This is a genomic window from Streptomyces sp. NPDC090798, from assembly GCF_044768965.1.
Taxonomy (GTDB): Bacteria; Actinomycetota; Actinomycetes; order Streptomycetales; family Streptomycetaceae; genus Streptomyces.
This window is the reverse complement of the sequence record NZ_JBIVXA010000008.1, coordinates 38,693-65,004: the sequence shown is the minus strand read 5'-3', so window position 1 is coordinate 65,004 and position 26,312 is coordinate 38,693. Positions and strand designations below refer to the sequence as shown.

General features: G+C 70.0%; 21 protein-coding genes. 20 read left to right on the top strand and 1 reads right to left on the bottom strand.

The genetic code is table 11. The annotated features are described in order from the left end of the window. The first annotated feature begins 12 nt into the window (after positions 1 to 12). The 15 genes from ACIQTP_RS18970 to ACIQTP_RS18900 all read left to right on the top strand — a co-directional run bounded on the left by ACIQTP_RS18970 (position 13) and on the right by ACIQTP_RS18900 (position 16,997). Positions 13 to 561, top strand: coding sequence for a septum formation initiator family protein (locus tag ACIQTP_RS18970; protein WP_403401140.1), 549 nt, complete (start codon positions 13 to 15; stop codon positions 559 to 561). Positions 562 to 566: 5 nt separating this feature from the next. Beyond that, positions 567 to 2,519: a peptidoglycan D,D-transpeptidase FtsI family protein gene (locus tag ACIQTP_RS18965; protein WP_403401138.1), complete on the top strand. Its 1,953-nt coding sequence runs from the start codon at positions 567 to 569 to the stop codon at positions 2,517 to 2,519. A gap of 226 nt (positions 2,520 to 2,745) precedes the next feature. After that, positions 2,746 to 4,266, top strand: a complete 1,521-nt coding sequence (locus tag ACIQTP_RS18960; protein WP_403401568.1) for a UDP-N-acetylmuramoyl-L-alanyl-D-glutamate--2,6-diaminopimelate ligase — start codon at positions 2,746 to 2,748, stop codon at positions 4,264 to 4,266. 4 nt (positions 4,267 to 4,270) lie between these two features. Continuing rightward, entirely contained in the window at positions 4,271 to 5,686 is a 1,416-nt protein-coding gene (gene murF / locus ACIQTP_RS18955) for a UDP-N-acetylmuramoyl-tripeptide--D-alanyl-D-alanine ligase (protein WP_403401136.1), read from the top strand. Beyond that, positions 5,686 to 6,756 (top strand): phospho-N-acetylmuramoyl-pentapeptide-transferase, encoded by a 1,071-nt coding sequence (gene mraY, locus ACIQTP_RS18950; protein ID WP_177323990.1) that lies wholly within the window; start codon positions 5,686 to 5,688, stop codon positions 6,754 to 6,756. The genes murF and mraY overlap by 1 nt, the downstream gene beginning before the upstream one ends. Continuing rightward, positions 6,738 to 8,162: a UDP-N-acetylmuramoyl-L-alanine--D-glutamate ligase gene (gene murD / locus ACIQTP_RS18945; protein WP_403401134.1), complete on the top strand. Its 1,425-nt coding sequence runs from the start codon at positions 6,738 to 6,740 to the stop codon at positions 8,160 to 8,162. Before mraY ends, murD begins: the two co-directional genes overlap by 19 nt. 210 nt (positions 8,163 to 8,372) lie before the next feature. Then, a complete protein-coding gene (ftsW, locus tag ACIQTP_RS18940) occupies positions 8,373 to 9,740 on the top strand; it encodes a putative lipid II flippase FtsW (protein ID WP_403401132.1) in 1,368 nt (455 codons plus the stop codon). A 6-nt stretch (positions 9,741 to 9,746) separates the two neighbouring features. After that, on the top strand, positions 9,747 to 10,838 hold the full coding sequence (gene murG / locus ACIQTP_RS18935) for an undecaprenyldiphospho-muramoylpentapeptide beta-N-acetylglucosaminyltransferase (protein WP_054231490.1): 1,092 nt from the start codon (positions 9,747 to 9,749) through the stop codon (positions 10,836 to 10,838). Between the two features lie 25 nt (positions 10,839 to 10,863). Beyond that, complete coding sequence (locus ACIQTP_RS18930; RefSeq protein ID WP_403401130.1) at positions 10,864 to 11,658, top strand: cell division protein FtsQ/DivIB; 795 nt, start codon at positions 10,864 to 10,866, stop codon at positions 11,656 to 11,658. Between the two features lie 275 nt (positions 11,659 to 11,933). Next, the gene (gene ftsZ / locus ACIQTP_RS18925) at positions 11,934 to 13,127 is read left to right on the top strand and encodes a cell division protein FtsZ (protein ID WP_067363745.1); all 1,194 of its coding nucleotides are present in this window, start codon (positions 11,934 to 11,936) and stop codon (positions 13,125 to 13,127) included. A 26-nt stretch (positions 13,128 to 13,153) separates the two neighbouring features. After that, positions 13,154 to 13,861: a peptidoglycan editing factor PgeF gene (pgeF, locus tag ACIQTP_RS18920; protein WP_403401127.1), complete on the top strand. Its 708-nt coding sequence runs from the start codon at positions 13,154 to 13,156 to the stop codon at positions 13,859 to 13,861. A gap of 6 nt (positions 13,862 to 13,867) precedes the next feature. Further along, positions 13,868 to 14,587 (top strand): YggS family pyridoxal phosphate-dependent enzyme, encoded by a 720-nt coding sequence (locus tag ACIQTP_RS18915; protein WP_403401126.1) that lies wholly within the window; start codon positions 13,868 to 13,870, stop codon positions 14,585 to 14,587. Positions 14,588 to 14,716: 129 nt separating this feature from the next. After that, positions 14,717 to 15,358, top strand: a complete 642-nt coding sequence (gene sepF, locus ACIQTP_RS18910) for a cell division protein SepF (RefSeq protein WP_054231485.1) — start codon at positions 14,717 to 14,719, stop codon at positions 15,356 to 15,358. Positions 15,359 to 15,409: 51 nt separating this feature from the next. Continuing rightward, the gene (locus ACIQTP_RS18905; protein WP_075026383.1) at positions 15,410 to 15,694 is read left to right on the top strand and encodes a YggT family protein; all 285 of its coding nucleotides are present in this window, start codon (positions 15,410 to 15,412) and stop codon (positions 15,692 to 15,694) included. Positions 15,695 to 15,740: 46 nt separating this feature from the next. Beyond that, positions 15,741 to 16,997, top strand: a complete 1,257-nt coding sequence (locus tag ACIQTP_RS18900) for a DivIVA domain-containing protein (RefSeq protein ID WP_402037397.1) — start codon at positions 15,741 to 15,743, stop codon at positions 16,995 to 16,997. Between the two features lie 543 nt (positions 16,998 to 17,540). Here the strand turns inward: ACIQTP_RS18900 and ileS are convergent. After that, a complete protein-coding gene (gene ileS, locus ACIQTP_RS18895) occupies positions 17,541 to 20,693 on the bottom strand; it encodes an isoleucine--tRNA ligase (RefSeq protein ID WP_403401123.1) in 3,153 nt (1,050 codons plus the stop codon). A 630-nt stretch (positions 20,694 to 21,323) separates the two neighbouring features. Between ileS and ACIQTP_RS18890 the strand changes: the two genes are divergently transcribed. The 5 genes from ACIQTP_RS18890 to ACIQTP_RS18870 all read left to right on the top strand — a co-directional run bounded on the left by ACIQTP_RS18890 (position 21,324) and on the right by ACIQTP_RS18870 (position 26,287). Then, positions 21,324 to 22,319 carry a TraR/DksA family transcriptional regulator gene (locus ACIQTP_RS18890; protein WP_403401122.1) on the top strand — a complete coding sequence of 332 codons (996 nt, stop codon included), beginning with the start codon at positions 21,324 to 21,326 and terminating at the stop codon, positions 22,317 to 22,319. A 92-nt stretch (positions 22,320 to 22,411) separates the two neighbouring features. After that, a complete protein-coding gene (gene lspA / locus ACIQTP_RS18885; RefSeq protein WP_402037404.1) occupies positions 22,412 to 23,008 on the top strand; it encodes a signal peptidase II in 597 nt (198 codons plus the stop codon). 154 nt (positions 23,009 to 23,162) lie between these two features. Further along, the gene (locus tag ACIQTP_RS18880; RefSeq protein ID WP_402037405.1) at positions 23,163 to 24,107 is read left to right on the top strand and encodes an RluA family pseudouridine synthase; all 945 of its coding nucleotides are present in this window, start codon (positions 23,163 to 23,165) and stop codon (positions 24,105 to 24,107) included. Next, positions 24,104 to 24,592 (top strand): GNAT family N-acetyltransferase, encoded by a 489-nt coding sequence (locus ACIQTP_RS18875; protein ID WP_403401120.1) that lies wholly within the window; start codon positions 24,104 to 24,106, stop codon positions 24,590 to 24,592. Before ACIQTP_RS18880 ends, ACIQTP_RS18875 begins: the two co-directional genes overlap by 4 nt. A gap of 108 nt (positions 24,593 to 24,700) precedes the next feature. Then, positions 24,701 to 26,287 carry a Na+/H+ antiporter gene (locus ACIQTP_RS18870; protein ID WP_403401119.1) on the top strand — a complete coding sequence of 529 codons (1,587 nt, stop codon included), beginning with the start codon at positions 24,701 to 24,703 and terminating at the stop codon, positions 26,285 to 26,287. Positions 26,288 to 26,312 lie beyond the last annotated feature (25 nt).

The window sequence follows — 26,312 nt, the reverse complement described above, 5'->3', positions numbered from 1 at the left end:
GGGGCAGGTCGAGTGAGTAGGAAACCCGAACTCAGGGGGCGGGCCGCCCGGCTCGCCCGGCTTCTCCCCGCCGGCGGGGGCCATGCCGCCCGCACGCCCTTCGTCCTGCTCGTCGTGCTCCTGCTCGGCGGCGGCCTGATCGGCCTCCTCGTGCTGAACTCCGCGCTGAGCGAGGGCTCGTTCCGCCTGGACGACCTGCAGAGGGACACCAAGAGCCTCACCGACGAGGAGCAGGCGCTGCAGCGGGACGTGGACACCTACTCCGCGCCCGACGCCCTCCAGCGCCGAGCCCACGAGCTGGGCATGGTGCCCGGCGGCGACCCGGCCTTCCTCAACCCGGACGGCAGCGTCAGGGGCGTCCCCGGGACCGCCGCCCAGCAGTCCTCCGCACGCAACCCGGTGGTCCGCCCGCCCGAGGTTCTCGCCCTCACGCAGACCAAGGCCCCGGCCACCAGCGCCCCGGCGGCCGCCGTCCCCTCCGCCGCCGCCCCGCGGACCCCGACCCCGCGGACCCCCGCCCCCACCCCGTCCGCACAGCCCTCCTCGACCCCCGGCAGGTGACGGAAGTGTCCGACAGGGAACCGCCGCGCCGCCGTGTGCCCGGCCCCGCCAGGCCCGTACGCCCCGGCGGTCAGCGGCGTCCGGGCCCAGGCGCCCGCCCCGCACGCCGCCCGGGCGCGCCCCGGCCCGGCGGCCCGCAGGTCCTGCGGCTGGGCAGCCCCCGGCCCCGGCTGCGCATGGTCAGCCTCGCCCTGACGCTGGTGATGATCGCCTTCGTGGTGCGCCTGCTCCAGGTGCAGGCCGTGGATGCCAACGCGTACGCCGCGAAGGCCGAGCAGAACCGGTACGTCGGCCGCACCCTGGCCGCCACCCGCGGCGGAATCACGGACCGCAACGGCGTGGAGCTCGCGACGAGCGTGGACGCGTACGACATCACGGCCGACCCCACGATGTTCACGCAGGAAGCGACGAAGGTGACGGACGCGCCCGAGCAGGCCGCGGCGCTGCTCGGGCCGATCCTCGGCCAGGACATGGACACCGTCGCCAAGAAGCTCCGTACGAAGAACTCCCGCTACACACTGCTCGCGCACCGCCAGACCCCCCAGGTCTGGAAGCAGATCAAGGACCTGAGGAACACGCTCGCGGTCAAGGCGGAGACCGACAAGAGCACCGTCAACTTCCTCGCGGGCGTGGTGGCGGTTCCGGCCAGCAAGCGCGTGTATCCGAACGGCGATCTCGCCGCCGGGATACTGGGCTGGGTCAACGCCGACGGCAAGGGCGGCGGCGGAGTCGAGCAGAAACTGAACAAGGAACTCGCCGGCAAGGACGGCAAGATCCGCTACGCCCAGTCCGGCGGCCGTCAGGTGCCGACCGCGGGGTCGACGGAGACACCCGCCGTGGCGGGGTCCGACGTCGAACTGACCATCAACCGCGACATCCAGTGGGCCGCGCAGAACGCCATCACCGAGCAGGTGAAGGCGTCCAAGGCGGACCGCGGGTACGTGGTCGTGCAGGACGCCCGCAGCGGTGAGATCCTCGCCATGGCGAACTCGCCCGGTTTCGACCCCAACGACCTCACCCAGGCCAACGCGGCGGCCCTGGGCAACGCGGCCCTCCAGGACGCGTACGAGCCCGGCTCCACCGCCAAGGTCATGTCGATGGCCGCCGTACTGGAGGAGAACGCCGCGACGCCCGAGACGCACGTCGTCGTGCCCAACCGGCTGCACCGCGGCGACCGCCTCTTCCAGGACGACGTCGATCACGCGACCTGGAACCTGACGCTCAACGGCGTGCTCGCCAAGTCCAGCAACATCGGCACCATCCTGGCGACCGGCCAGCTCGGCAAGACGCAGAAGGAGGCGAACCAGGTCCTCTACTCGTATCTGCGCAAGTTCGGCATCGGCAGCTACACCGGGCTCGGTTTCCCCGGCGAGACGAAGGGCATCCTCGCGCCCGCCGACAAGTGGTCGACCTCCCAGCAGTACACGATTCCTTTCGGCCAGGGCATGTCGATCAACGCGATGCAGGCGGCCTCCGTCTACTCGACGATCGCCAACGGCGGTGTACGCGTCGAGCCGACGCTGGTGCGCGGCACCAAGGGGCCCGACGGCCGGTTCACCCCGGCCGCCCAGCCGAGGAAGACGAGGGTCGTGAGCGAGAAGACGGCGAAGACCCTCGCCCAGATGCTGGAGTCCGTCGTGGACGACGAGCAGGGCACCGGCGCCAAGGCGCGTATCCCCGGCTACCGGGTCGCGGGCAAGACGGGTACGGCCAACCGCGTGGATCCGGCCACCGGCAAGTACCACGGCTACACCTCGTCGTTCGCCGGATTCGCCCCCGCCGACAAGCCCCGGATCACCGTCTACTGCGCGATCCAGAACGCCACCAAGGGCAGCTACTTCGGCGGCCAGATCTGCGGACCCATCTACAAGCAGGTCATGGAGTTCGCGCTGAAGACCCTCCAGGTCCCGCCCACCGGAGCGGGGGCCGCCAATCTGCCCGTGACCTTCACGCCGTGATCGATTCCGGCCAGATGCCCTGATCAGGACTTGATCAGGTCCGGCCAGGACCCGGACAAGACCGCACGCACAACGGACCAGGAACCAGCTCGTGACAACGATCACCCCGGATTCCGGGAACCACGGCTCGCCACGCCCCTCGCTTCGCTCCGGCGGGGGTGCGCCCGGTACGCTCACCGCCGTGCCACACGCTGATCAGTCCCAAACCACCCAGAAGGGCGTTCCTGTGACATATCCGGGGCCGCCGCGACCGGTCCAGAACTCCGCCACACCCCTCGCGGAGCTCGCCGATCAGCTGGGTGTCACCGCCCCGGCGTCGAGTGCGGAGGTCACGGGCATCACCCATGACTCCCGCGCGGTGCGCCCCGGAGACCTCTATGCCGCGCTGCCGGGCGCCCGCATGCACGGCGCCGACTTCGTGACGCAGGCGGCCGGTCTCGGCGCGGTCGCCGTGCTGACCGACCCGACCGGCGCCGAGCGCGCCGCCGCCACCGGGCTGCCGGTCCTCGTCGCCGACGACCCGCGCGGCCTGATGGGAGAGCTCGCGGCCACCATCTACGGCCACCCCGGGCGCGATCTGCTCCAGATCGGCATCACCGGCACCTCCGGCAAGACCACCACGGCCTATCTCGTCGAGGGCGGCCTGAAGACGCTCCGCTCCACCGGCCTGATCGGCACCGTGGAGATGCGCATCGGCGAGGAGCGCATCAAGTCGGAGCGCACCACCCCCGAAGCAACCGACCTCCAGGCGCTGTTCGCGGTCATGCGCGAGCGCGGCGTCGACGCGGTCGCGATGGAGGTCTCCAGCCATGCGCTGGTCCTCGGGCGGGTCGACGGCTGTGTCTTCGACATCGCGGTCTTCAACAACCTCAGCCCGGAACACATGGAGTTCCACTCCGACATGGAGGACTACTTCCGGGCCAAGGCGCAGCTGTTCACACCGCGACGCAGCAAACTCGGCGTCGTCAACCTCGACGACGAGTACGGGCGCAGGCTGGCCGAGGAGGCCACCGTCCCCGTCGTCACCTTCTCCGCCGAAGGACACCCGGACGCCGACTGGCGCGCCGAGGAGGTCGAGGTCGGCCCGATGGACTCCGCGTTCGTCGCGGTCGGCCCCAAGGGCGAGCGGATCACCGCCAAGTCGCCGCTCGCGGGCCCCTTCAACGTGGCGAACACCCTCGCCGCGATCGTCGCCCTCGCCGTCGCCGGGATCGACCCGCAGACCGCCGCCGACGGCATCGCCGCCGTCCCGGGCGTGCCGGGCCGCCTGGAGCGCGTGGACGCGGGCCAGCCCTACCTCGCGGTCGTCGACTACGCCCACAAGACGGACGCCGTCGAATCGGTCCTGCGTGCGCTGCGCAAGGTCACCGAGGGCAGGCTGCACATCGTGCTCGGCTGCGGCGGCGACCGTGACAAGACCAAGCGGATGCCGATGGGCGCCGCCGCGGCGCGGCTCGCCGACACCGCCGTACTGACATCGGACAACCCCCGCTCGGAGGACCCCCTCGCGATCCTCGCGACGATGCTCGCGGGCGCCGCCGAGGTGCCGGCGCACGAGCGTGGCGAGGTCCAGGTCTTCGAGGACCGGGCCGCCGCCATCGCCGCCGCCGTCGCCCGGGCGCGGCCCGGCGACACGGTGCTGGTCGCGGGCAAGGGCCACGAGCAGGGCCAGGACATCGCCGGGGTGGTGCGTCCCTTCGACGACCGCCAGGTGCTCCGCGAAGCTATCCAGAAGACCCAGGGATGAACTTGTGATCGCCCTCTCTCTCGCCGAGATCGCAGCAGTCGTCGGCGGGCAGACGTACGACATACCGGATCCGGCGGTACAGGTCACCGGACCGGTCGTCAGAGACTCCCGTGAAGTGGAGCCAGGCAGCCTCTTCGTCGCCTTCGCCGGCGAGCGCGTGGACGGCCACGACTTCGCCGAGGCCGTCGTCGCGGCGGGCGCGGTCGCCGTACTGGCCTCCCGGCCCGTCGGCGTGCCCGCGATCGTCGTCGCGGACGTGCAGGCGGCCCTGGGCGCCCTCGCGCGTCACGTCGTCGAACGGCTCGGCGCGACCCTCGTGGCCCTCACCGGCTCCGCGGGCAAGACCAGCACCAAGGACCTGATCGCCCAGGTCCTCGGGAGCAAGGCGCCGACCGTCTTCACGCCCGGTTCGCTCAACAACGAGATCGGACTGCCGCTGACCGCGCTGAGCGCCACCGAGGAGACCAGGTTCCTCGTCCTGGAGATGGGCGCCCGCGGCATCGGCCACATCAGCTACCTCACGGACCTCACGCCACCGAGGATCGGCCTCGTCCTGAACGTCGGGACCGCCCACATCGGTGAGTTCGGCGGCCGCGAACAGATCGCACAGGCGAAGGGCGAGCTCGTCGAGAGCCTCCCGCCGTCGGAAGAGGGCGGCGTCGCCGTCCTCAACGCCGACGACCCCCTCGTACGCGCCATGGCGTCCCGGACGAAGGCGCGCGTGATTCTCTTCGGAGAGTCCGGCGAAGCGGACGTACGTGCCGAGAACGTCCGTCTCACGGACGCCGGACAGCCCGCATTCAGGCTTCACACACCCTCCGGGTGCAGCGATGTGACCATGCGCCTGTACGGTGAGCACCACGTGTCGAACGCGCTCGCCGCGGCCGCCGTCGCCCATGAGCTGGGCATGTCCGCAGACGAGATCGCCCTCGCGCTCTCCGAGGCGGGCTCCCTCTCCCGCTGGCGGATGGAGGTCACCGAGCGCCCGGACGGCGTGACGGTCGTCAACGACGCCTACAACGCGAACCCCGAGTCCATGCGAGCCGCCCTGCGCGCGCTCGCGGCCATGGGTCAGGGACGTCGTACGTGGGCGGTGCTCGGTCAGATGGCCGAGCTCGGGGACGAGGCGCTCGCCGAGCACGACGCGGTCGGGCGGCTCGCCGTCCGACTCAACGTCAGCAAGCTCGTCGCGGTGGGGGGCAGGGAAGCTTCCTGGCTCCAACTGGGCGCATATAACGAGGGTTCGTGGGGTGAGGAGTCGGTGCACGTGTCCGACGCACAGGCGGCTGTCGACCTGTTGCGCAGCGAGTTGCGCCCGGGGGACGTCGTGCTCGTGAAGGCGTCCCGGTCGGTCGGGCTCGAACGGGTGGCGCAGGCGCTGCTCGACGGCGGTGCCGAGGGTGAGGTCGCGGCCCGATGATGAACCAGATCCTGTTCGCAGGAGTCATTGGTCTGTTCCTGACCCTGATCGGGACCCCGCTGCTGATCAAGCTGCTGGCCCGCAAGGGCTACGGGCAGTACATCCGCGACGACGGCCCGAAGGAGCACCACAGCAAGCGTGGTACTCCGACCATGGGTGGTATCGCCTTCATCCTGGCGACGATCATCGCGTACTTCCTGTCCAAGGTGATCACGGGCAAGCCGCCGACCTTCTCGGGTCTGCTGGTGCTCGGCCTGATGGCCGGCATGGGCCTGGTCGGCTTCCTGGACGACTACATCAAGATCGTCAAGCGGCGTTCGCTCGGTCTGCGGGCCAAGGCGAAGATGGCCGGCCAGCTGATCGTCGGCATCTCCTTCGCGGTCCTCGCGCTGCAGTTCGCCGACAACCACGGCAACACCCCGGCCTCCACCAGGCTCTCCTTCGTGGAGGACTTCGGCTGGACCATCGGCCCGGTGCTCTTCGTGGTCTGGGCCCTGTTCATGATTCTCGCCATGTCGAACGGCGTGAACCTGACCGACGGTCTGGACGGCCTCGCCACCGGCGCCGCGACCATGGTCTTCGGCGCGTACACCTTCATCGGCGTCTGGCAGTTCCAGGAGTCCTGCGCCAACGCGCAGACCCTGACCAACCCGGCCGCATGCTACGAGGTACGAGATCCACTCGACCTCGCGGTCGTCGCCTCCGCCCTGATGGGAGCCTGCTTCGGCTTCCTGTGGTGGAACACCTCGCCCGCCAAGATCTTCATGGGTGACACCGGCTCGCTGGCCCTCGGCGGCGCGCTCGCCGGCCTCGCGATCTGCTCCCGCACGGAGCTGCTGGTCGCGCTCCTCGGCGGCCTTTTCGTCCTGATCACCATGTCGGTCGTCATCCAGGTCGGCTCCTTCCGGCTCACCGGCAGGCGCGTCTTCCGCATGGCACCACTCCAGCACCACTTCGAACTAAAGGGGTGGTCCGAAGTCCTTGTCGTGGTCCGCTTCTGGATCATCCAGGGCATGTGCGTCATCGTGGGTCTGGGCCTCTTCTACGCAGGATGGGCAGCCAAGAAGTGACCGACTGGCAGGGCAAGCACGTCACCGTCGCCGGGCTCGGCGTCTCCGGCATCCCGGCGGCCAAGGTGCTGCACGGTCTCGGCGCCGTCGTCACGGTCGTCAACGACGGCGACGACGAGCGCTCCCGGGCGCAGGCCGCGGAGCTGGAGGCGCTCGGCATCACCGTGCGCCTCGGTGACGGCGCCACCCTGCCCGAGGGCACCGAACTCATCGTCACCGCGCCCGGCTGGAAGCCGGACAAGCCGCTGTTCGCCGCGGCCGCCGCGGCCGGCGTCCCGGTCTGGGGCGACGTCGAACTGGCCTGGCGGCTGAGAGGCCCCGACGCGGCCCCCTGGCTGGCCGTCACCGGCACCAACGGCAAGACCACGACCGTGCAGATGCTCGCCTCGATCCTGACGGCGGCAGGGCTGCGCACGGCCGCCGTCGGCAACATCGGGGTCTCGCTGCTTGACGCGGTCCTCGGCGAGGAGCGCTACGACGTCCTGGCGGTGGAGCTGTCGAGCTATCAGCTGCACTGGGCGCCGTCGCTGCGCGCGCACTCGGCCGCCGTACTGAACCTGGCACCGGACCACCTCGACTGGCACGGCTCCATGGAGGCGTACGCGGCCGACAAGGGCCGTATCTACGAAGGCAATCGGGTCGCCTGCGTCTACAACCTCGCCGACAAGGCCACCGAGGACCTGGTGCGCGAGGCGGACGTCGAGGAGGGCTGCCGGGCGGTCGGCTTCACCCTCGGCACCCCCGGACCCTCCCAACTCGGCGTCGTGGAAGGCATCCTGGTCGACCGGGCCTTCGTCGAGAACCGGCAGAAGAACGCCCAGGAACTCGCCGAGGTCTCCGACGTCAACCCGCCCGCCCCGCACAACATCGCCAACGCCCTTGCGGCGGCGGCCCTGGCACGCGCCTTCGGGGTGCCCGCCGCGGCCGTACGGGACGGGCTGCGGGCCTTCACGCCGGACGCCCACCGCATCGCGCACGTCGCCGACGTGGACGGCGTCGCGTACGTCGACGACTCCAAGGCGACCAACACGCATGCCGCGGAAGCCTCTTTGGCGGCCTACGAGTCGATCGTGTGGATCGCGGGCGGGCTCGCCAAGGGCGCGACCTTCGACGAGCTGGTCGCCAAGTCGGCGAAGCGACTTCGGGGCGTCGTGCTCATCGGCGCGGATCGGGCTCTGATCCGTGAAGCCCTTGTGCGACACGCGCCGGAAGTACCCGTCGTCGACCTCGACCGGACCGACACTGGGGCGATGCTCGCGGCGGTTCGGGAGGCGCGGGGGCTCGCCCGCGAGGGCGACACGGTGTTGCTGGCGCCGGCCTGTGCCTCCATGGACATGTTCGCCAACTACAACAAGCGCGGGGACGCGTTCGCGGAGGCGGTCCGCGAACTCGGCGCGAGCGCCTGACGGCGGGTCTCGGACGGTCCGGGCGCGCCCGGGACCCTTGGGAGGGACGCGTGACGCCATTGTGGGGATCCCCATCGCCCTCCGGGACGCCCTCCCGGGGCACGGCGGACTCCGGGACGCCCTCCCGAGGTACGGCGGACTCCGGGACGCCCTCCCGAGGTACGGCGGACCCCGGGACGCCCTCCCGGGATATGGCGGACGGAGCCGGTGATGGTCAGTAGCCGTACTGGCCGTCCCCCCGTCCAGCGTGCCCCACGGCGCCCCGCCGGACGCCCCCGTCCCTCGCGCGACAACCCCCTGCGTCTGCTCCGCCTGCGGGCCCGCAAGGCCTGGGACCGTCCGCTCACCGCGTACTATCTGATCTTCGGCAGCAGCCTGCTGATCACCGTGCTGGGCCTCGTGATGGTCTACTCGGCCTCGATGATCACGGCGCTGCAGCTGTCGCTGCCGGGGTCGTTCTTCTTCCGCAAACAGTTCCTCGCGGCCTCCATCGGCACCGTGCTGCTCCTGATCGCCATGCGGGTACCGGTGAAACTGCACCGGGCGCTGGCGTATCCGATCCTGGCCTGCGCGGTCTTCCTGATGATCCTCGTGCAGGTCCCGGGGATAGGGATGGCGGTCAACGGCAACCAGAACTGGATCTCCCTCGGCGGCTCGTTCCAGATCCAGCCCAGCGAGTTCGGCAAGCTCGCGCTCGTGCTGTGGGGAGCCGACCTGCTCGCCCGCAAGCAGGACAAGGGCATGCTCGCGCAGTGGAAGCACATGCTGGTGCCGCTCGTCCCGGGCACCTTCCTGCTGCTCGGGCTGATCATGCTCGGCGGTGACATGGGCACGGCGATCATCCTCACCGCCATCCTCTTCGGACTGCTGTGGCTGGCCGGAGCGCCCACGCGGCTGTTCGGCGGCGTGCTGGCGGTCGCCATGACCATCGGTTTCATCCTGATCAAGACGAGCCCCAACCGTATGTCCCGGCTCGCCTGCATCGGTGCCACCGAACCCGGCCCGAACGACACCTGCTGGCAGGCCGTGCACGGCATCTACGCCCTGGCCTCCGGCGGACTGTTCGGTTCCGGCCTCGGCGCCAGTGTGGAAAAATGGGGCCAACTCCCCGAAGCGCACACCGACTTCATCTTCGCCATCACCGGGGAGGAACTCGGCCTCGCGGGGACGCTGTCGGTACTCGCCCTCTTCGCGGCTCTAGGCTATGCGGGTATCCGCGTGGCCGGACGCACGGAGGACCCCTTCGTGAGGTATGCCGCGGGAGGCGTGACCACCTGGATCACGGCCCAGGCCGTGATCAACATCGGTGCGGTGCTCGGTCTGCTGCCGATCGCCGGAGTCCCGCTCCCGCTGTTCTCCTACGGAGGGTCCGCCCTGCTGCCGACCATGTTCGCCATCGGGCTGCTGATCGCCTTCGCACGCGACGAGCCCGCTGCGCGGGCGGCGCTTGCGATGCGGCAACCCCGCTTTGGTAGAAAGCGTGCTGCGGTGAGAGGCTCCGCGGGGGCCGCGGGGCCTCGGAGATGGAACACGATGCGACGGCGTGCCTCGGCGGCGCGTTCGTCCGGAGAGCGGTGAATTTCGGTGCATGTCGTACTCGCCGGCGGGGGGACCGCCGGCCACATCGAGCCCGCGCTCGCCCTCGCGGACGCCCTGCGCAGGCAGGACCCGACCGTGGGGATCACGGCCCTGGGCACGGAACGCGGACTTGAGACCCGGCTCGTACCGGAGCGGGGCTACGAACTCGCGCTGATCCCCGCCGTCCCGCTGCCCCGCAAGCCCACCCCCGAGCTGATCACCGTCCCGGGGCGGCTGCGCGGCACGATCAAGGCGGCCGAGCAGGTCCTGGAGCGCACCAAGGCGGACGCGGTCGTCGGCTTCGGCGGCTATGTGGCGCTGCCCGCCTACCTCGCGGCCAAGCGCCTCGGCGTGCCGATCGTGATCCACGAGGCCAACGCCCGGCCGGGCCTCGCCAACAAGATCGGTTCCCGGTACGCGGCGCAGGTCGCCGTCTCGACCCCGGACAACAAGCTGCGCGGCGCCCGCTACATCGGCATCCCGCTGCGCCGCTCGATCGCCACCCTCGACCGGGCCGCCGTACGCCCCGAGGCGCGCGCCGCGTTCGGTCTCGACCCCTCGCTGCCGACCTTGCTGGTTTCCGGCGGCTCGCAGGGCGCACGGCGCCTCAACGAGGTCGTTCAGCAGGCGGCTCCCTACCTCCAGCAGGCCGGCATCCAGATCCTGCACGCGGTCGGCCCGAAGAACGAACTGCCGCAGGTCCACCAGATGCCGGGAATGCCCCCGTACATCCCGGTACCGTACGTGGACCGGATGGACCTCGCGTACGCCGCGGCCGACATGATGCTCTGCCGCGCGGGCGCGATGACCGTCGCCGAACTCTCCGCCGTCGGGTTGCCCGCCGCCTACGTCCCGCTGCCCATCGGCAACGGCGAGCAGCGGCTGAACGCCCAGCCGGTGGTCAAGGCCGGTGGCGGCCTCCTTGTCGACGACGCGGAGCTGACGCCTGCGTGGGTTCAGCAGAACGTGCTGCCCGTGCTCGCCGACCCGCACCGGCTGTACGAGATGTCCCGCGCCGCCAGCGAGTTCGGTCGCCGGGACGCCGACGACCTGCTCGTCGGCATGGTGTACGAGGCGATCGCCTCTCGCCACCGCTAGGACCGTATGAGGGAAGGCAGGGAGCGTGGCCGGACCGACGACCGCCGAGCGCGGCGAACGGCAGAAGTTGGAGTCCGGCTCGCCCCGCCGCAGGCGGCTGCGTCGCCTTCGTATGCTCATCATCCTTTTGATCGCGGTGATGTTGGTGACGGCGGCCGCGCTCTGGCTGCTCTACGGCTCGCCGTGGCTGCGGACCGAGAAGGTGTCGGTCTCCGGGGTGCGGGTCCTGACGGACCGGCAAGTGCGCGACGCGGCCGACGTGTCGGTCGGAGCGCCGCTGATTTCCATCGATACCGATGCCATTGAGGCGCGATTGCGTCAGAAATTGCCCCGAATTGACTCGGTTGATGTCGTCCGTTCCTGGCCGCACGGAATCGGGCTGAAAGTGACCGAACGCACCCCGGTGCTCATTCTCAAAAACACCGGAAACGGCGGCAAGTACGTCGAAGTGGACGCCGAGGGCGTGCGTTTCGCGACGGTTTCGGCCGCCCCGACGGGTGTGCCCACGCTGGAATTGGCGGTGTCCGGAAAGTCCAAGGCGGCGGTTCTGCGCCGCTTCCCGGTCGACCGGCTGGTGCGCGAGGCGGTGGGGGTGGCCGGGGACATTCCGGCCGCCGTCCGTCGCGACACCCGGATCGTCAAGGTCCGTTCGTACGACTCGATCTCGCTGGAGTTGAGCGGCGGGCGCAGCGTCGAGTGGGGGAGCGGCGAGAAGGGCCGTGCGAAGGCCAGGACGCTCACCGCTCTCATGAAAGCAGCTCCAGGGGCCCGGCACTTCGATGTGAGTGCCCCCATCGCCCCTGCCTCATCGGGGAGTTGACGCACATCAGTGCAGGCCAGCACCCTGGTTGGGCAGCGCTACGGCTGATCACATAGGGTGAAAAGAAAAACGGGAGGTTCGGCGTGTTCGTTGAACGTGCGCCACTTGTCGACTTAGTGTCCTGTTCGGAAGAGTCCAAGGAACAGACACACTGGTAACCCTAAACTTCAGCGTTAGGGTTCGGGTCGGCGTTCGGACCGTCCCATTCGGCATCAGTCGTCGGATCGCGAGCGTGCGAGGCGACGACACGTAACTCGAGGCGAGAGGCCTTCGACGTGGCAGCACCGCAGAACTACCTCGCAGTCATCAAAGTCATCGGTGTCGGCGGCGGTGGTGTCAATGCCATCAACCGGATGATCGAGGTCGGTCTCAAGGGCGTCGAGTTCATCGCCATCAACACGGACGCGCAAGCTCTGTTGATGAGCGACGCCGACGTCAAGCTCGACGTCGGCCGCGAACTCACGCGCGGACTCGGCGCCGGAGCCAACCCGGCCGTCGGCCGCAAGGCGGCCGAGGACCACCGCGAGGAGATCGAGGAGGTCCTCAAGGGGGCCGACATGGTCTTCGTGACGGCCGGTGAAGGCGGCGGCACCGGCACCGGCGGCGCACCCGTCGTGGCCAACATCGCCCGCTCGCTCGGCGCCCTCACCATCGGCGTGGTCACCCGCCCCTTCACCTTCGAAGGACGGCGTCGTGCCAACCAGGCCGAGGACGGCATCGCGGAACTCCGCGAAGAGGTCGACACCCTCATCGTCATCCCGAACGACCGGCTGCTGTCCATCTCGGACCGCCAGGTCTCCGTCCTCGACGCTTTCAAGTCGGCGGACCAGGTCCTGCTGTCGGGTGTTCAGGGCATCACCGACCTCATCACCACGCCCGGTCTGATCAACCTCGACTTCGCCGACGTCAAGTCCGTGATGTCCGAGGCGGGTTCCGCGCTCATGGGCATCGGCTCGGCCCGCGGCGACGACCGCGCCGTGGCGGCGGCCGAGATGGCGATCTCCTCGCCGCTCCTGGAAGCCTCCATCGACGGCGCACGCGGCGTGCTGCTCTCCATCTCCGGCGGCTCCGACCTCGGCCTTTTCGAGATCAACGAGGCCGCCCAGCTGGTCAGCGAGGCCGCGCACCCCGAGGCCAACATCATCTTCGGCGCGGTCATCGACGACGCGCTCGGCGACGAGGTGCGGGTCACCGTGATCGCCGCCGGCTTCGACGGCGGCCAGCCGCCGGCCAAGCGGGACAACATCCTCGGCTCCACCTCCGCCAAGCAGCGCGAGGAGCCCGCGCCGGTACGGGCCGCCGAGAGCCGTCCGTCCTTCGGCTCGCTCGGCAGCGTCACGCCGAAGGAGGCCCCGGAGCCCACCCCGGAGCCGGTCAACGAGGTCCAGGTCGCTCCGCCGGTCCCGCCGTCCCGCGCCTACTCGGACAGCGCGGCCGAGGAGCTGGACGTGCCGGACTTCCTGAAGTGATAGGACATCGCTCCGAAACGAGCACCGTGAGCGGCGCGCACTTCGCCTTCACCGACCGGTGGGGCGGGGTGAGCGCCGTTCCGTACGAGGAGCTCAACCTCGGCGGAGCGGTCGGCGACGACCCCGACGCCGTACGGACCAATCGTGAACTGGCCGCCAAGTCGCTCGGACTGGACCCGGCCCTGGTCGTCTGGATGAACCAGGTGCACGGGCCGGACGTGGCGGTGGTCGACGGACCATGGCTCTCCTCGCAGATCCCGTCCGTCGACGCGATCGTGACCGCGCGGCGCGGTCTCGCCCTCGCCGTCCTCACCGCCGACTGCACGCCGGTCCTGCTGGCCGACCCGGTCGCCGGGATCGCGGCCGCGGCCCACGCGGGACGGCCCGGCATGATCGCCGGGGTCGTCCCCGCCGCCGTACGGGCCATGGTGGAACTCGGCGCCGAGCCCGAGCGGATCGTCGCCCGCACCGGACCCGCGGTCTGCGGCCGGTGCTACGAAGTGCCGGACGAGATGCGCGCCGAAGTCGCCGCCGTCGAGCCGGCGGCGTACGCCGAGACCAGCTGGGGCACTCCCGCGGTCGATGTGACCGCCGGAGTGCACGCGCAGTTGGAACGGCTCGGGGTGTGCGACCGGGCGCAGTCACCGGTGTGCACGCTGGAGTCGGACGACCACTTCTCGTACCGACGAGACCGCACGACCGGGCGGCTCGCGGGCTATGTCTGGCTGGACTGATGGGGCATGACGGACCGTAAGGCTCAACTCGCCGCAAATCTGGCGAAAGTGGAAGAGCGCATCGCGGCGGCCTGTGTGGCCGCCGGGCGCAAGCGTGAAGAGGTGACCCTGATCGTGGTCACCAAGACCTATCCCGCCAGTGATGTGCGGATCCTGTCGGAGCTCGGTGTGCGCCACGTCGCCGAGAACCGGGACCAGGACGCGGCGCCCAAGGCCGCGGCTTGCTCGGATCTGCCCCTCTCGTGGCATTTTGTCGGTCAGTTGCAGACCAACAAGGTACGTTCTGTGGTCGGTTACGCGGATGTGGTGCAGTCCGTGGACCGTGCCCGACTTGTCACGGCCCTGTCGAAGGAAGCGGTGCGGGTGGAGCGCGAGGTGGGCTGCCTCATCCAGGTCGCGCTGGACGCGCAGGAGAGCGGCCGGGGTGAGCGGGGAGGCGTCGGAGTCGGCGGAATCGAAGAGTTGGCCGACCTCGTCGCCGGGGCGCCCGGGCTCCGGCTCGACGGACTGATGACCGTCGCGCCGCTCACCGGCGGGTACGCCGGGCGCCAACAAGCGGCGTTCGAGCGGCTGATGGATTTGTCGACTGCTATGCGCCGCACGCATCCTGCTGCGAACATGGTGTCCGCAGGGATGAGTGCGGACCTCGAGCAGGCCGTGGCGGCCGGAGCGACACATGTACGCGTCGGTACGGCGGTACTCGGAGTCCGACCCGGGCTCGGGTAACGTCGCCAAGAAGTCGGACCACAGCAGAAAATATGGTCATTACCGCCACTGGCGGGCATAACGACCTCGTGGATCGCGGGCACTTGGCACTTCGTCAGCCGATCCACCACAGAGCGGAGGACTCAGAGCATGGCCGGCGCGATGCGCAAGATGGCGGTCTACCTCGGCCTCGTGGAGGACGATGGGTACGACGGCAGGGGATTCGACCCCGATGACGAGTTCGAGCCCGAGCTCGACCCGGAGCCCGAGCGTGACCGGCGGCGGCACGAGCCGCCCCACCAGTCGCATCAGGCACACCAGTCCCAACGGGACGAATCGGTACGAATGGTGCAGCCTCCGGCACCTCGCGATCCGGTGCCGCATTCCGCTTCGCTCACTGCGGAATCCAGCCGTCCGGCGCGGATCGCGCCCGTGGCATCCATCACACAAGAACGCGCAAGCCTGGAGAAGAACGCACCGGTGATCATGCCCAAGGTCGTGTCGGAACGAGAGCCGTACCGGATCACCACACTTCACCCGCGGACCTACAACGAGGCCCGTACCATCGGGGAACACTTCCGTGAGGGCACCCCGGTGATCATGAATCTGACTGAGATGGATGACACAGATGCGAAGCGACTTGTCGACTTTGCGGCCGGTTTGGTGTTTGGTCTCCACGGCAGCATCGAGCGGGTGACGCAGAAGGTGTTCCTGTTGTCGCCTGCTAACGTCGATGTCACGGCGGAGGACAAGGCCCGCATCGCAGAGGGCGGGTTCTTCAACCAGAGCTGAGACGCAGGACCGGATCAAGGTACGGAAACAGGGGAGAGGGAAGCGCGGATCATGAGCGTGGTCGGGCAGGTTCTCTACGTCGCGCTGACGTGTTTCCTCGTCGTGTTGATTTTCCGGTTGGTCATGGACTACGTCTTCCAGTTCGCCCGCTCATGGCAACCCGGCAAGGCGATGGTGGTCGTTCTCGAGGCCACCTACACTGTCACCGATCCACCGCTCAAGCTTCTGCGGCGGTTCATTCCGCCGCTGCGTCTCGGGGGCGTGGCGCTTGACCTGTCCTTCTTCGTACTGATGATCATCGTCTACATCCTGATCTCCGTCGTGAGCCGGCTGTGAACGATACGGTCTTGCCGAATGCCGACGACTACGTTGAGGTGAAGAGATGCCGTTGACCCCCGAGGACGTGCGGAACAAGCAGTTCACGACCGTCCGCCTCCGAGAAGGCTATGACGAGGACGAGGTCGATGCCTTCCTCGACGAGGTCGAAGCCGAACTGACGCGACTGCTCCGCGAGAACGAGGACTTGCGCGCCAAACTGGCGGCGGCCACGCGCGCGGCTGCGCAGAACCAGCAGCAGGGCATGCGCAAGCCGCCCGAGCAGCAGGATCAGCAGGGCCCGCCGCAGGGCATGCGAGGTCCCGGTGCGCCCGTACCCGCCGGCATATCGGGCCCGCCGCAGCAGCAGATGGGTGGCCCCATGGGTGGGCCGCCCCAGCTGCCGAGCGGTGCGCCGCAGCTGCCCGCGGGCCCCAGCGCCCAGGGCGGCCAGCAGGGCCAGGGCCCCATGGGTCAGGGTCCGATGGGCCAGGGCCCCATGGGTCAGGGTCCGATGGGCCAGGGCCCCATGGGCCAGGGCCAGATGGGTCAAGGCCAGATGGGCCAGGGTCCGATGGGCCAGGGCCCCGGCCAGCAGATGCAGCAGCAGATGCCGGGCCAGATGCAGCCCCAGATGCAGCAGCAGATGGGTGGCCCGATGGGCGGACCCATGGGTGGCCCCATGGGCGGTCACGGCCCGCAGATGGGACAGCCCGGTCAGGGTCCCGGTGGCGACAGCGCCGCCCGGGTGCTCTCGCTGGCCCAGCAGACCGCTGACCAGGCGATCGCCGAGGCCCGCTCCGAGGCCAACAAGATCGTCGGCGAGGCTCGCAGCCGCGCCGAGGGTCTCGAGCGTGACGCCCGTGCCAAGGCCGACGCGCTGGAGCGGGACGCGCAGGAGAAGCACCGCGTCGCGATGGGCTCCCTGGAGTCCGCCCGCGCCACGCTGGAGCGCAAGGTCGAGGACCTGCGTGGCTTCGAGCGCGAGTACCGCACGCGTCTGAAGTCCTACCTGGAGTCGCAGCTGCGCCAGCTGGAGACGCAGGCGGACGACTCGCTCGCCCCGCCGCGCACTCCGGCCACGGCCTCCCTGCCGTCGCCTTCCGCGCCCTCGATGGCTCCGGCCGGCGCGAGTGCGCCGTCCTACGGCGGTCAGGGCATGGGCGGCGCTCCGGCACCGGCCGCGCCCTCCTACGGCGGGCAGCAGCAGATGTCGCCGGCCATGACCCAGCCGATGGCTCCGGTACGGCCCCAGGGGCCGTCGCCGATGCAGCAGGCTCCCTCGCCGATGCGTGGGTTCCTCATCGACGAGGACGACAACTGACGGCCTTGCGTACGCCTTAGGCGTCGGCAGCGTTCAGGGCGGAGCCCCGGATCTTTCCGGGGCTCCGCCCTTTTGCCGTGCTGTTTCGGGCGGCGAGGTTTCGGGCGGCCGTGCGGTTCCTTGGGGCATCTGTACGGGGCACGAAACGCCGAAGGCCGGGTCCCACCAAGATCTTTGGTGGACCCCGGCCTTCGTTCTTCGGCTCCGGGTGGGTGGGGGCTGGTCGCGCAGTTCCTCGCGCCCCTTGGGTCGGGGCTTCGGCCCGAGTCTCCGGGCCGCGCGGGTCGTTTGGCTGCGGGCCCGGTCTCAAGGGCGCTGGCGCGCGTCTTTTGGCTTGTCCGGCGTTTGGGGTCGAGGCCGTTCAGGCCGATAGGGTGGCCGGGGGGCGCAGCCCCGGCTCAGGGACGCGGGGAACTGCGCGACCAGCCCCCACCGGGCCGCAGCCGACGAACCCACCCGGGGGTCTGGGGGCGGAGCCCCCAGGTGGGGATGGGACGGGTAGGGGCGGCGGGGGCGAGGAACAGCCCCCGCCGCCGCCCGGGGCTACGCCTTGCGGAGGCGGAAGGTGAGGGACAGGCCCTCGTCGGTGAACGGAGCACCGTAGGTGTCGTCGGCCTCGCCCTGGGCGAAGTCGGTGGCGAGGACCTCGTCGGCGATCAGCGCAGCGTGCTCGCTCAGAGCGGCGATGACGGCCGGGTCGGTGGACGTCCAGCGCAGAGCGATGCGGTCGGCCACGTCGAGGCCGCTGTTCTTGCGGGCCTCCTGGATCAGCCGGATCGCGTCACGGGCGAGGCCCGCCTGCCGCAGCTCCTCGGTGATCTCCAGGTCCAGAGCGACCGTGGCACCCGAGTCGGACGCCACCGACCACCCCTCGCGCGGGGTCTCCGTGATGATGACCTCGTCCGCGGCCAGCGTCACCGTCTCGCCGTCGACCTCCACCGAGGCGGTGCCCTCGCGCAGGGCGAGGGAGAGGGCCGCCGCGTCCGTCTCGGCGATCACCTTGGCGACCGCCTGGACGCCCTTGCCGAAGCGCTTGCCCAGCGCGCGGAAGTTCGCCTTGGCCGTGGTGTCGACCAGCGAGCCGCCCACCTCGGAGAGGGAGGCGAGGGAAGTGACGTTGAGCTCTTCGGTGATCTGCGCGTGCAGCTCCCCGTCGAGGGACTCGAAGCCGATCGCTCCGACCAGCGCACGGGAGAGCGGCTGCCGCGTCTTGACGCCCGACTCCGCGCGCGTGGCGCGGCCCAGCTCCACCAGACGCCGGACGAGGACCATCTGCCTCGACAGCTCCGGGTCGATGGCGGACAGGTCCGCCTCCGGCCACGAGGACAGGTGTACGGACTCGGGCGCGCCCGGCGTCACGGGGACGATCAGGTCCTGCCAGACCCGCTCGGTGATGAACGGGGTCAGCGGGGCCATCAGCCGCGTGACCGTCTCCACGACCTCGTGCAGGGTGCGCAGCGCGGCCTTGTCGCCCTGCCAGAAGCGGCGGCGGGAGCGGCGCACGTACCAGTTCGAGAGGTCGTCGACGAACGCGGAGAGGAGCTTTCCGGCGCGCTGGGTGTCATACGCCTCCAGTGCCTGTGTGACCTGGTCGGTGAGCGCGTGCAGCTCGGAGAGCAGCCAGCGGTCGAGGACCGGACGGTCGGCCGGAGCCGGATCGGCCTCGGAGGGGGCCCAGTCGGAGGTGCGGGCGTACAGGGCCTGGAAGGCGACCGTGTTCCAGTAGGTCAGGAGCGTCTTGCGCACCACTTCCTGGATCGTGCCGTGGCCGACGCGGCGGGCCGCCCAGGGGGAGCCGCCGGCCGCCATGAACCAGCGCACCGCGTCCGCGCCGTGCTGATCCATCAGCGGGATCGGCTGCAGGATGTTGCCCAGGTGCTTGGACATCTTGCGGCCGTCCTCGGCGAGGATGTGGCCCAGGCACACGACGTTCTCGTACGACGACTTGTCGAAGACGAGCGTGCCGACCGCCATGAGGGTGTAGAACCAGCCGCGGGTCTGGTCGATGGCCTCGGAGATGAACTGCGCCGGGTAGCGGCTCTCGAAGAGCTCCTTGTTCTTGTACGGGTAGCCCCACTGCGCGAACGGCATCGAACCCGAGTCGTACCAGGCGTCGATGACCTCCGGCACGCGCGTCGCCGTCCGTCCGCAGCCGTCCTGAGGGCACGCGAAGGTGACCTCGTCGATGAACGGGCGGTGCGGGTCCAGGTTCGACTGGTCGGTGCCCGTCAGCTCGGAGAGCTCGGCGCGGGAACCGACACAGGTGAGATGGCCCTCCTCGCAGCGCCACAGCGGGAGCGGGGTGCCCCAGTAGCGGCTGCGGGACAGCGCCCAGTCGACGTTGTTGTTCAGCCAGTCGCCGAAGCGGCCGTGCTTGACGGACTCCGGGAACCAGTTGGTCTTCTCGTTCTCCTGGAGGAGACGGTCCTTGATGGCGGTGGTGCGGATGTACCAGGACGGCTGCGCGTAGTAGAGGAGCGCGGTGTGGCAGCGCCAGCAGTGCGGGTAGCTGTGCTCGTACGGGATGTGCTTGAAGAGCAGACCGCGCTGCTGGAGGTCCTCCGTGAGCTTTTCGTCCGCCTTCTTGAAGAAGACACCGCCGACGAGCGGGACGCTCGCCTCGAAGGTGCCGTTCGGGCGGACGGGGTTCACCACCGGCAGTCCGTACGCCCGGCAGACCTTGAGGTCGTCCTCACCGAAGGCCGGGGACTGGTGGACCAGACCCGTACCGTCCTCGGTCGTCACGTACTCGGCGTTGACCACGTAGTGGGCCTCGGCGGGGAACTCGACCAGCTCGAACGGACGTTGATAGGTCCAGCGCTCCATCTCGGCGCCGGTGAAGGTCTCACCGGTGGTCTCCCAGCCCTCGCCGAGCGCCTTCTCGACGAGCGGCTCGGCGACGACGAGCTTCTCGTCGCCAGAGGGGCCCTTCGTCGCGACGACGTAGGTGACCTCGGGGTGCGCGGCGACCGCGGTGTTGGAGACCAGCGTCCACGGGGTCGTCGTCCACACCAGGAGCGCGGCCTGGCCCGCCAGCGGACCGGAGGTGAGCGGGAAACGGACGTAGACGGACGGGTCGACGACCGTCTCGTAGCCCTGCGCCAGCTCGTGGTCCGACAGACCCGTCTCGTCGCGCGGGCACCACGGTGCCACGCGGTAGTCCTGGACCAGCAGACCCTTGTTGAAGATCTCCTTGAGCGACCACCACACGGACTCGACGTACTCGGGGTCCATCGTGCGGTAGGCGTCGTCCAGGTCGACCCAGTAGCCCATGCGGTTCGTGAGCTCGGTGAACGCGTCGGTGTGGCGGGTCACGGACTCGCGGCACTTGGCGTTGAACTCGGCGATGCCGTACGCCTCGATGTCCTGCTTGCCGGTGAAGCCGAGCTCCTTCTCCACCGCGAGCTCGACCGGGAGGCCGTGGCAGTCCCAGCCGGCCTTGCGGGCCACGTGATAGCCGCGCATGGTGCGGAAGCGCGGGAAGACGTCCTTGAAGACGCGCGCCTCGATGTGGTGGGCGCCCGGCATGCCGTTCGCGGTGGGCGGGCCCTCGTAGAACACCCACTCGGGGTGGCCCTCGGACTGCTCAAGGCTCTTGGCGAAGATCTTCTGCTCGCGCCAGAAGTCGAGCACGGCGTGCTCGAGGGCGGGCAGGTCAACCTGGGCGGGCACCTGGCGGTACGTCGGCGTTGTCATCAGCGAGCTTCCTCCGGCGGACTTTCTGCCTTCCGTCCGGAGGGACGAGAGCCTGGGCAGCCATCTCCTGGATGCTGCGGACGCCGTGCGCGGCGCGCTCCCGCGGTACCACCCTCCTTGGCTCCCCGGTGCGTGCTGTGCACCAGTGAGCCCCCTCATTGGGGTCGCGATGCCGGTTCTACCGGCCGCTGCTCGCTCGCTGCGGCTTTCTTCCGGCGGCTCCGGGGTGATCTTCGCGTCGCGCTCGCCCCCGGGCTTCCACCGTCCCCGGGTCGCTCTTGGCCGCGTACGCCGCTACTCGTCCCCATCCACGCTTCTCGCTGCGCCCAGTGTACGGCGCCGCGCGGACAGCGGCCGACCGGTTTTCCGGGGTACGCCGCGGGGGCCGCCCGGGGCGGTGCCGCGGCCCGCGCGGTGACCCGAATGGCGAGGCGTGGGCGTCCGGATCCTGGGACGCCGGACCTGGCGGATTACCCGGCGGGGAGCTGGGCACAACGCATGCAGGTTCGTCGCGCGGGACCCGCGGGACGGACGAAACGTCGGTGGGCCCGGTTGCCGCGGGCCGGAAGTCGATTTATCGTCCCAGCACGATTTGCGCGCAAAATCACAATGTGTGAAGGGGCCGCGGCCATGGTGGCGAAGAAGACCGCCGTACAGCAGTCGGCGTCCGGCAGATCCACGGGTCCGGCGGCCAAGGACGTGAGTGGGAAGAAGAGCGCGTCGGTGGCGCCCGTGGCACACGCGGCCAACCCGGTGAAGACCGCCACGAAGACCGTCACCAAGACGGCCACGAAAGCCGCTGTCGGCAAGAAGGCGGCGGCCACCGGGAAGGCGGCTGCCGGTAAGGCCGCCGGAGTCGGGAAGACGGCCGCTGCGAAGACCGCCACCGGCAAAGCGGCCGCTACGAAGAGGGTCACCAAGAAAGCGGTCGTCAAGAAAGCGGTCGCCGAGGAAACGGTGGCCGAGGAAGCGGTGGCCAAGGAAACGGTGGCCCGGAAGGCGGTGGCCAAGAAGGCCGACGGGAAGAGCGCGGCCAGGAAGAGCACCGGCACGGCAAGGAAAAGCACCAGTACGGCGAAGAAGTCGGTCGCTTCCGCGACCGAAGGCGCGGCCAAGGCCGCGAAGACGACGGGAGCCACGACGGTGGTTGCGAAGAAGACTCCTGGCACGGCCACGGCGGCGCAGAACCCCACCGCGGTTCCCAAGGCGCGGATCGCCGCGGTGGAGCCCGGCGAGCTCGCGGTGCGCCCCGGTGAGGACCCCTGGACTCCGGAGGAGGTCGCGGAGGCGCGTGCCGAACTCCAGTCCGAGGCGCTACGGCTGAGCACCGAGATCTCGTCGTCCGAAGAGTCGATCGCGGGCCTGATGCGCGACTCCGGCGACGGCGCGGGCGACGATCAGGCGGACACCGGCACGAAGAACATCACGCGCGAGCACGAGATGGCCCTGGCGGCCAACGCGCGCGAGATGCTGGAGCAGACCGAGCGAGCGCTGGAGCGGCTCGACGCGGGCACGTACGGGCTCTGCGAGAACTGTGGCAACCCCATCGGCAAGGCGCGGATGCAGGCCTTCCCGCGAGCCACCCTGTGCGTCGAGTGCAAGCAGAAGCAGGAACGCCGCTACTGAATGGTGCGGGAGGGCTCCTGCGCACGTGGGCGCCGGGGGGTGTGCCGTACCCTCGTCCTCAGTCAGGCACCTAGGTCGAGGGACTCACTCACGTGGCAGAGGCGGAGCGCATCATCGGTACGCCGGATACCCCAGGAGCGGGGGGCGCCGAGCCGGAGCAGTCCGGCGTGGAAGGGACCGGGGCCCCGGCCGAGGGGCCCAGGGGCAGGCGCAGGATCGCCGTCCTGTTCACGGTCGCCGCCCTGGCGTACGCCCTCGACCTGGTCAGCAAGCTGATCGTGGTCGCGAAGCTGGAGCACCACGCGCCGATCCGGATCATCGGGGACTGGCTGAGGTTCGAGGCGATCCGCAACGCGGGAGCGGCCTTCGGCTTCGGCGAGGCGTTCACGATCATCTTCACGGTGATCGCCGCGGCGGTGATCGTGGTGATCGCGCGGCTCGCGCGCAAGCTCTACAGCCTGCCCTGGGCGATCGCGCTCGGTCTGCTGCTGGGCGGTGCGCTCGGCAACCTGACCGACCGGATCTTCCGCTCGCCCGGGATCTTCGAGGGCGCGGTCGTGGACTTCATCGCGCCCAAGCACTTCGCGGTCTTCAACCTGGCCGACTCGGCGATCGTCTGCGGCGGCATCCTGATCGTGCTGCTGTCCTTCCGCGGGCTCGACCCGGACGGCACGGTTCACAAGGACTGACCGGTTCACAAGGACTGACCGGTCCACACGGCCTGATCGGCCCGCACGGAATGTCGTACGGGGACGTCTGGCCGGACGTCTGAAGGCAGGTCCACGGGCACTGCTGTTCGGGCGATGGTCCGGCGGTGTCCGACCCGTCCGGCATACTCGACGGGTGAGTACCATTCCCGAGATCCGCAACCTGCCCGTGCCCGACGGCCTGGAGGGCGAGCGCGTCGACGCCGCCATCTCCCGCATGTTCGGCTTCTCCCGCACGAAGGCCGCCGAGCTCGCCGCGGCGGGGAAGGTCACGGTCGACGGCTCGGTGGTCGGAAAGTCCGAGCGGGTGCACGGCGGCGCCTGGCTGGAAGTGGAGATGCCGCAGGCTCCCGCCCCCGTGCAGATCGTCGCCGAGCCCGTCGAGGGCATGGAGATCGTGCACGACGACGACGACATCGTCGTGATCATCAAGCCGGTCGGTGTGGCCGCGCACCCGAGCCCCGGCTGGAACGGTCCGACGGTGATCGGCGGCCTCGCGGCGGCCGGATACCGGATCTCGACCTCGGGTGCCGCCGAGCGGCAGGGCATCGTGCACCGGCTGGACGTGGGCACCTCCGGGCTGATGGTCGTGGCCAAGTCGGAGCGCGCGTACACCTCGCTGAAGCGGCAGTTCAAGGAACGCACGGTCGACAAGCGGTACAACGCGCTGGTCCAGGGGCACCCCGACCCGATGAGCGGCACCATCGACGCGCCCATCGGCCGGCACCCGAACCACGACTACAAGTGGGCGGTGACGGCCGAGGGCAAGCCGTCCGTCACGCATTACGACCTGATCGAGGCGTTCCGTGCGGCCAGCCTGCTCGACATCAAGCTGGAGACCGGCCGCACCCATCAGATCCGTGTCCACATGGCGGCCCACCGCCACCCCTGCGTGGGCGACCTGACCTACGGCGCGGACCCGACGATCGCCAAGCGGCTCGGTCTGACCCGGCAGTGGCTGCACGCGGTGCGGCTCGGCTTCGAGCACCCCGGGGACGGGCAGTGGGCGGAGTTCGAGAGCGACTACCCCGAGGACCTGCAGAAGGCGCTCGACAAGGTGCGTGAGGAGAGCTACGCGTGAGCGGCTCGGACGGGGCGCGGGGCGGCTCCTACGTGGTGCGGGTGGCCGAGGACGCCGCGGACCGCGAGGCGTGCTTCGCGGTGCGCAAGGAGGTCTTCGTCGGCGAACAGGGCGTCCCCGAGGACATCGAGTACGACGCGTACGACGCCGGTGCCCTGCATGTGCTGGCGATCCGCGAGGACGGGGTGCCGCTGGGCACCGGGCGGCTCCTGTACGGCCCGGAGGCCGGCGCCAAGACCGACGGCGACCTGACGGTCGGCTCGCTCGGCCGGCTCGCCGTGACGAAGGCGACGCGCGGGCTCGGCGTCGGCGTGGCCCTCGTACGGGCCATCGAGGACGCGGCACGCGCGCGTGGGCTCGCCGCGGTGGACCTGCACGCGCAGACGCAGGCGATGGGTTTCTACGAGCGGCTCGGGTACGTGGCGTACGGCGAGGAGTTCCTCGACGCCGGGATCGACCACCGGGCGATGCGCAAGGCTCTGTGAGACGGGGTTCGTCGCACGCGGGTTGCCGGGAGGGCATTGTCGTAGGCGCGTGGCACGCTTGAGGTCTGGCTTTTCCTTGATCGCCTAGACCTTGCCGGAGCGCTGACCGTGGATCAGTTGGCCCTGTTGTTCGTGCTGATGCTCGGGGCCGTGGTGAGCGTCCCGGTGGGAGACCGGTTCGGGCTGCCGGCGCCCGTCCTGATGACGCTCCTCGGGATCGTGCTGGCCGTGCTGGACTTCGTGCCCAACGTGGATGTCCCGCCGGACCTGATCCTGCCCCTGCTGCTGCCTCCCCTGCTGTACGCCTCGGTGCGACGCACCTCCTGGAGACAGTTCACCGCCAACAAACGGCCGATCTTCCTGCTCGCCGTGGCGCTGGTGTTCGTCACCACGGCGGCCGTGGCCTTCGTCGCCGGCGCCATCGTGCCAGGGCTGCCGGTCGCCGCCGCCGTCGCCCTGGGCGCGCTGGTGGCACCGCCCGACCCGGTCGCCGCGACGGCCGTCGCGGGTCAACTCGGGCTGCCCCGCCGACTGGTGTCGATCCTGGAGGGCGAGGGGCTCTTCAACGACGTGACGGCCATCGTGCTCTACCACGTCGCGATCGCCGCCGCGGTGAGCGGCACCTTCTCGCCATGGCGGGCCGGGCTCGATCTCGTGCTGTCCGCCGTGGTCGCGCTCGCCGTCGGGCTGGCGCTGGGGTGGGCGGCGAACAAGCTGATGTCGCTGCTCGGTGACGCCACGCTGCAGATCGGGATGACGCTGCTGGTGCCCTTCGCGTCGTACGTCCTGGCGGAGGAACTGCATGGGTCAGGGGTGCTCGCCGTGCTCACCACCGCCCTGTTCCTCGCGGAGTACGCCACCGATGCCGACGACGTCATGACGCGGCTCGCCGGGTACACGTTCTGGGACGTGGTGGACACGCTGGTCACCGGGGTCGCGTTCGGGCTGATCGGGCTCGAGCTGCACAACGCGATCAGGACGGCGTCGGGGCGGTGGGGGGAGATGCTGGGGTGGGCCGCCGCGATCGTCGCCGTCGTGGTGTTCGTACGGCTGGCGTATCTGATGCCGGCGACGTGGCTGACGAAGCGGCTGCACGCGAAACGGGACTACGACGAGGAGATTCCGACCTCGTGGCGGGAGACCGTGATCATGTGGTGGTCGGGGATGCGGGGGGTCGCGTCCGTGGCCCTCGCGCTGGCCATTCCGTTGAAGATGGACGACGGGTCGCCGTTTCCCGACCGCGACGAGATCATCTTCATCGCGTTCGGGGTGATCATGGCGACGCTGGTGCTCCAGGGGCTCACGCTGCCGTGGCTGGTGCGAAGGCTCGGGGTGCGGGCCGACGAGGATGTCGAGAAGGCGTTCGAGAAGGAGCTGGCGGTTCGGGCGGCGAAGGCGGCGAAGCGGAGGCTCAAGGAGATCGAGGAGGTGGAGGAGCTGCCGGAGGAGTTGTCCGAGCAGCTGATTAGGCGGGCCTTCGACATCGGGATGCGGATCAGTCCGGATCTGGGGGACGAGGAGCGGAGGGAGGCGCATGAGCAGCGGGCTCGACGGGTGAAGCGGCTGCGGCGGATCCAGGGGGAGATGCTGAGTGCGGCGCGGCATGAGGTGCTGTCGGCGCGGAGTGAGCCGGGGGCGGATCCGGAGATCGTGGACCGGGTGCTGCGGCACCTGGACGTGCGCAGCCTGCGTTGAGGGTGCTCTCCCGCCCGCGCACCGC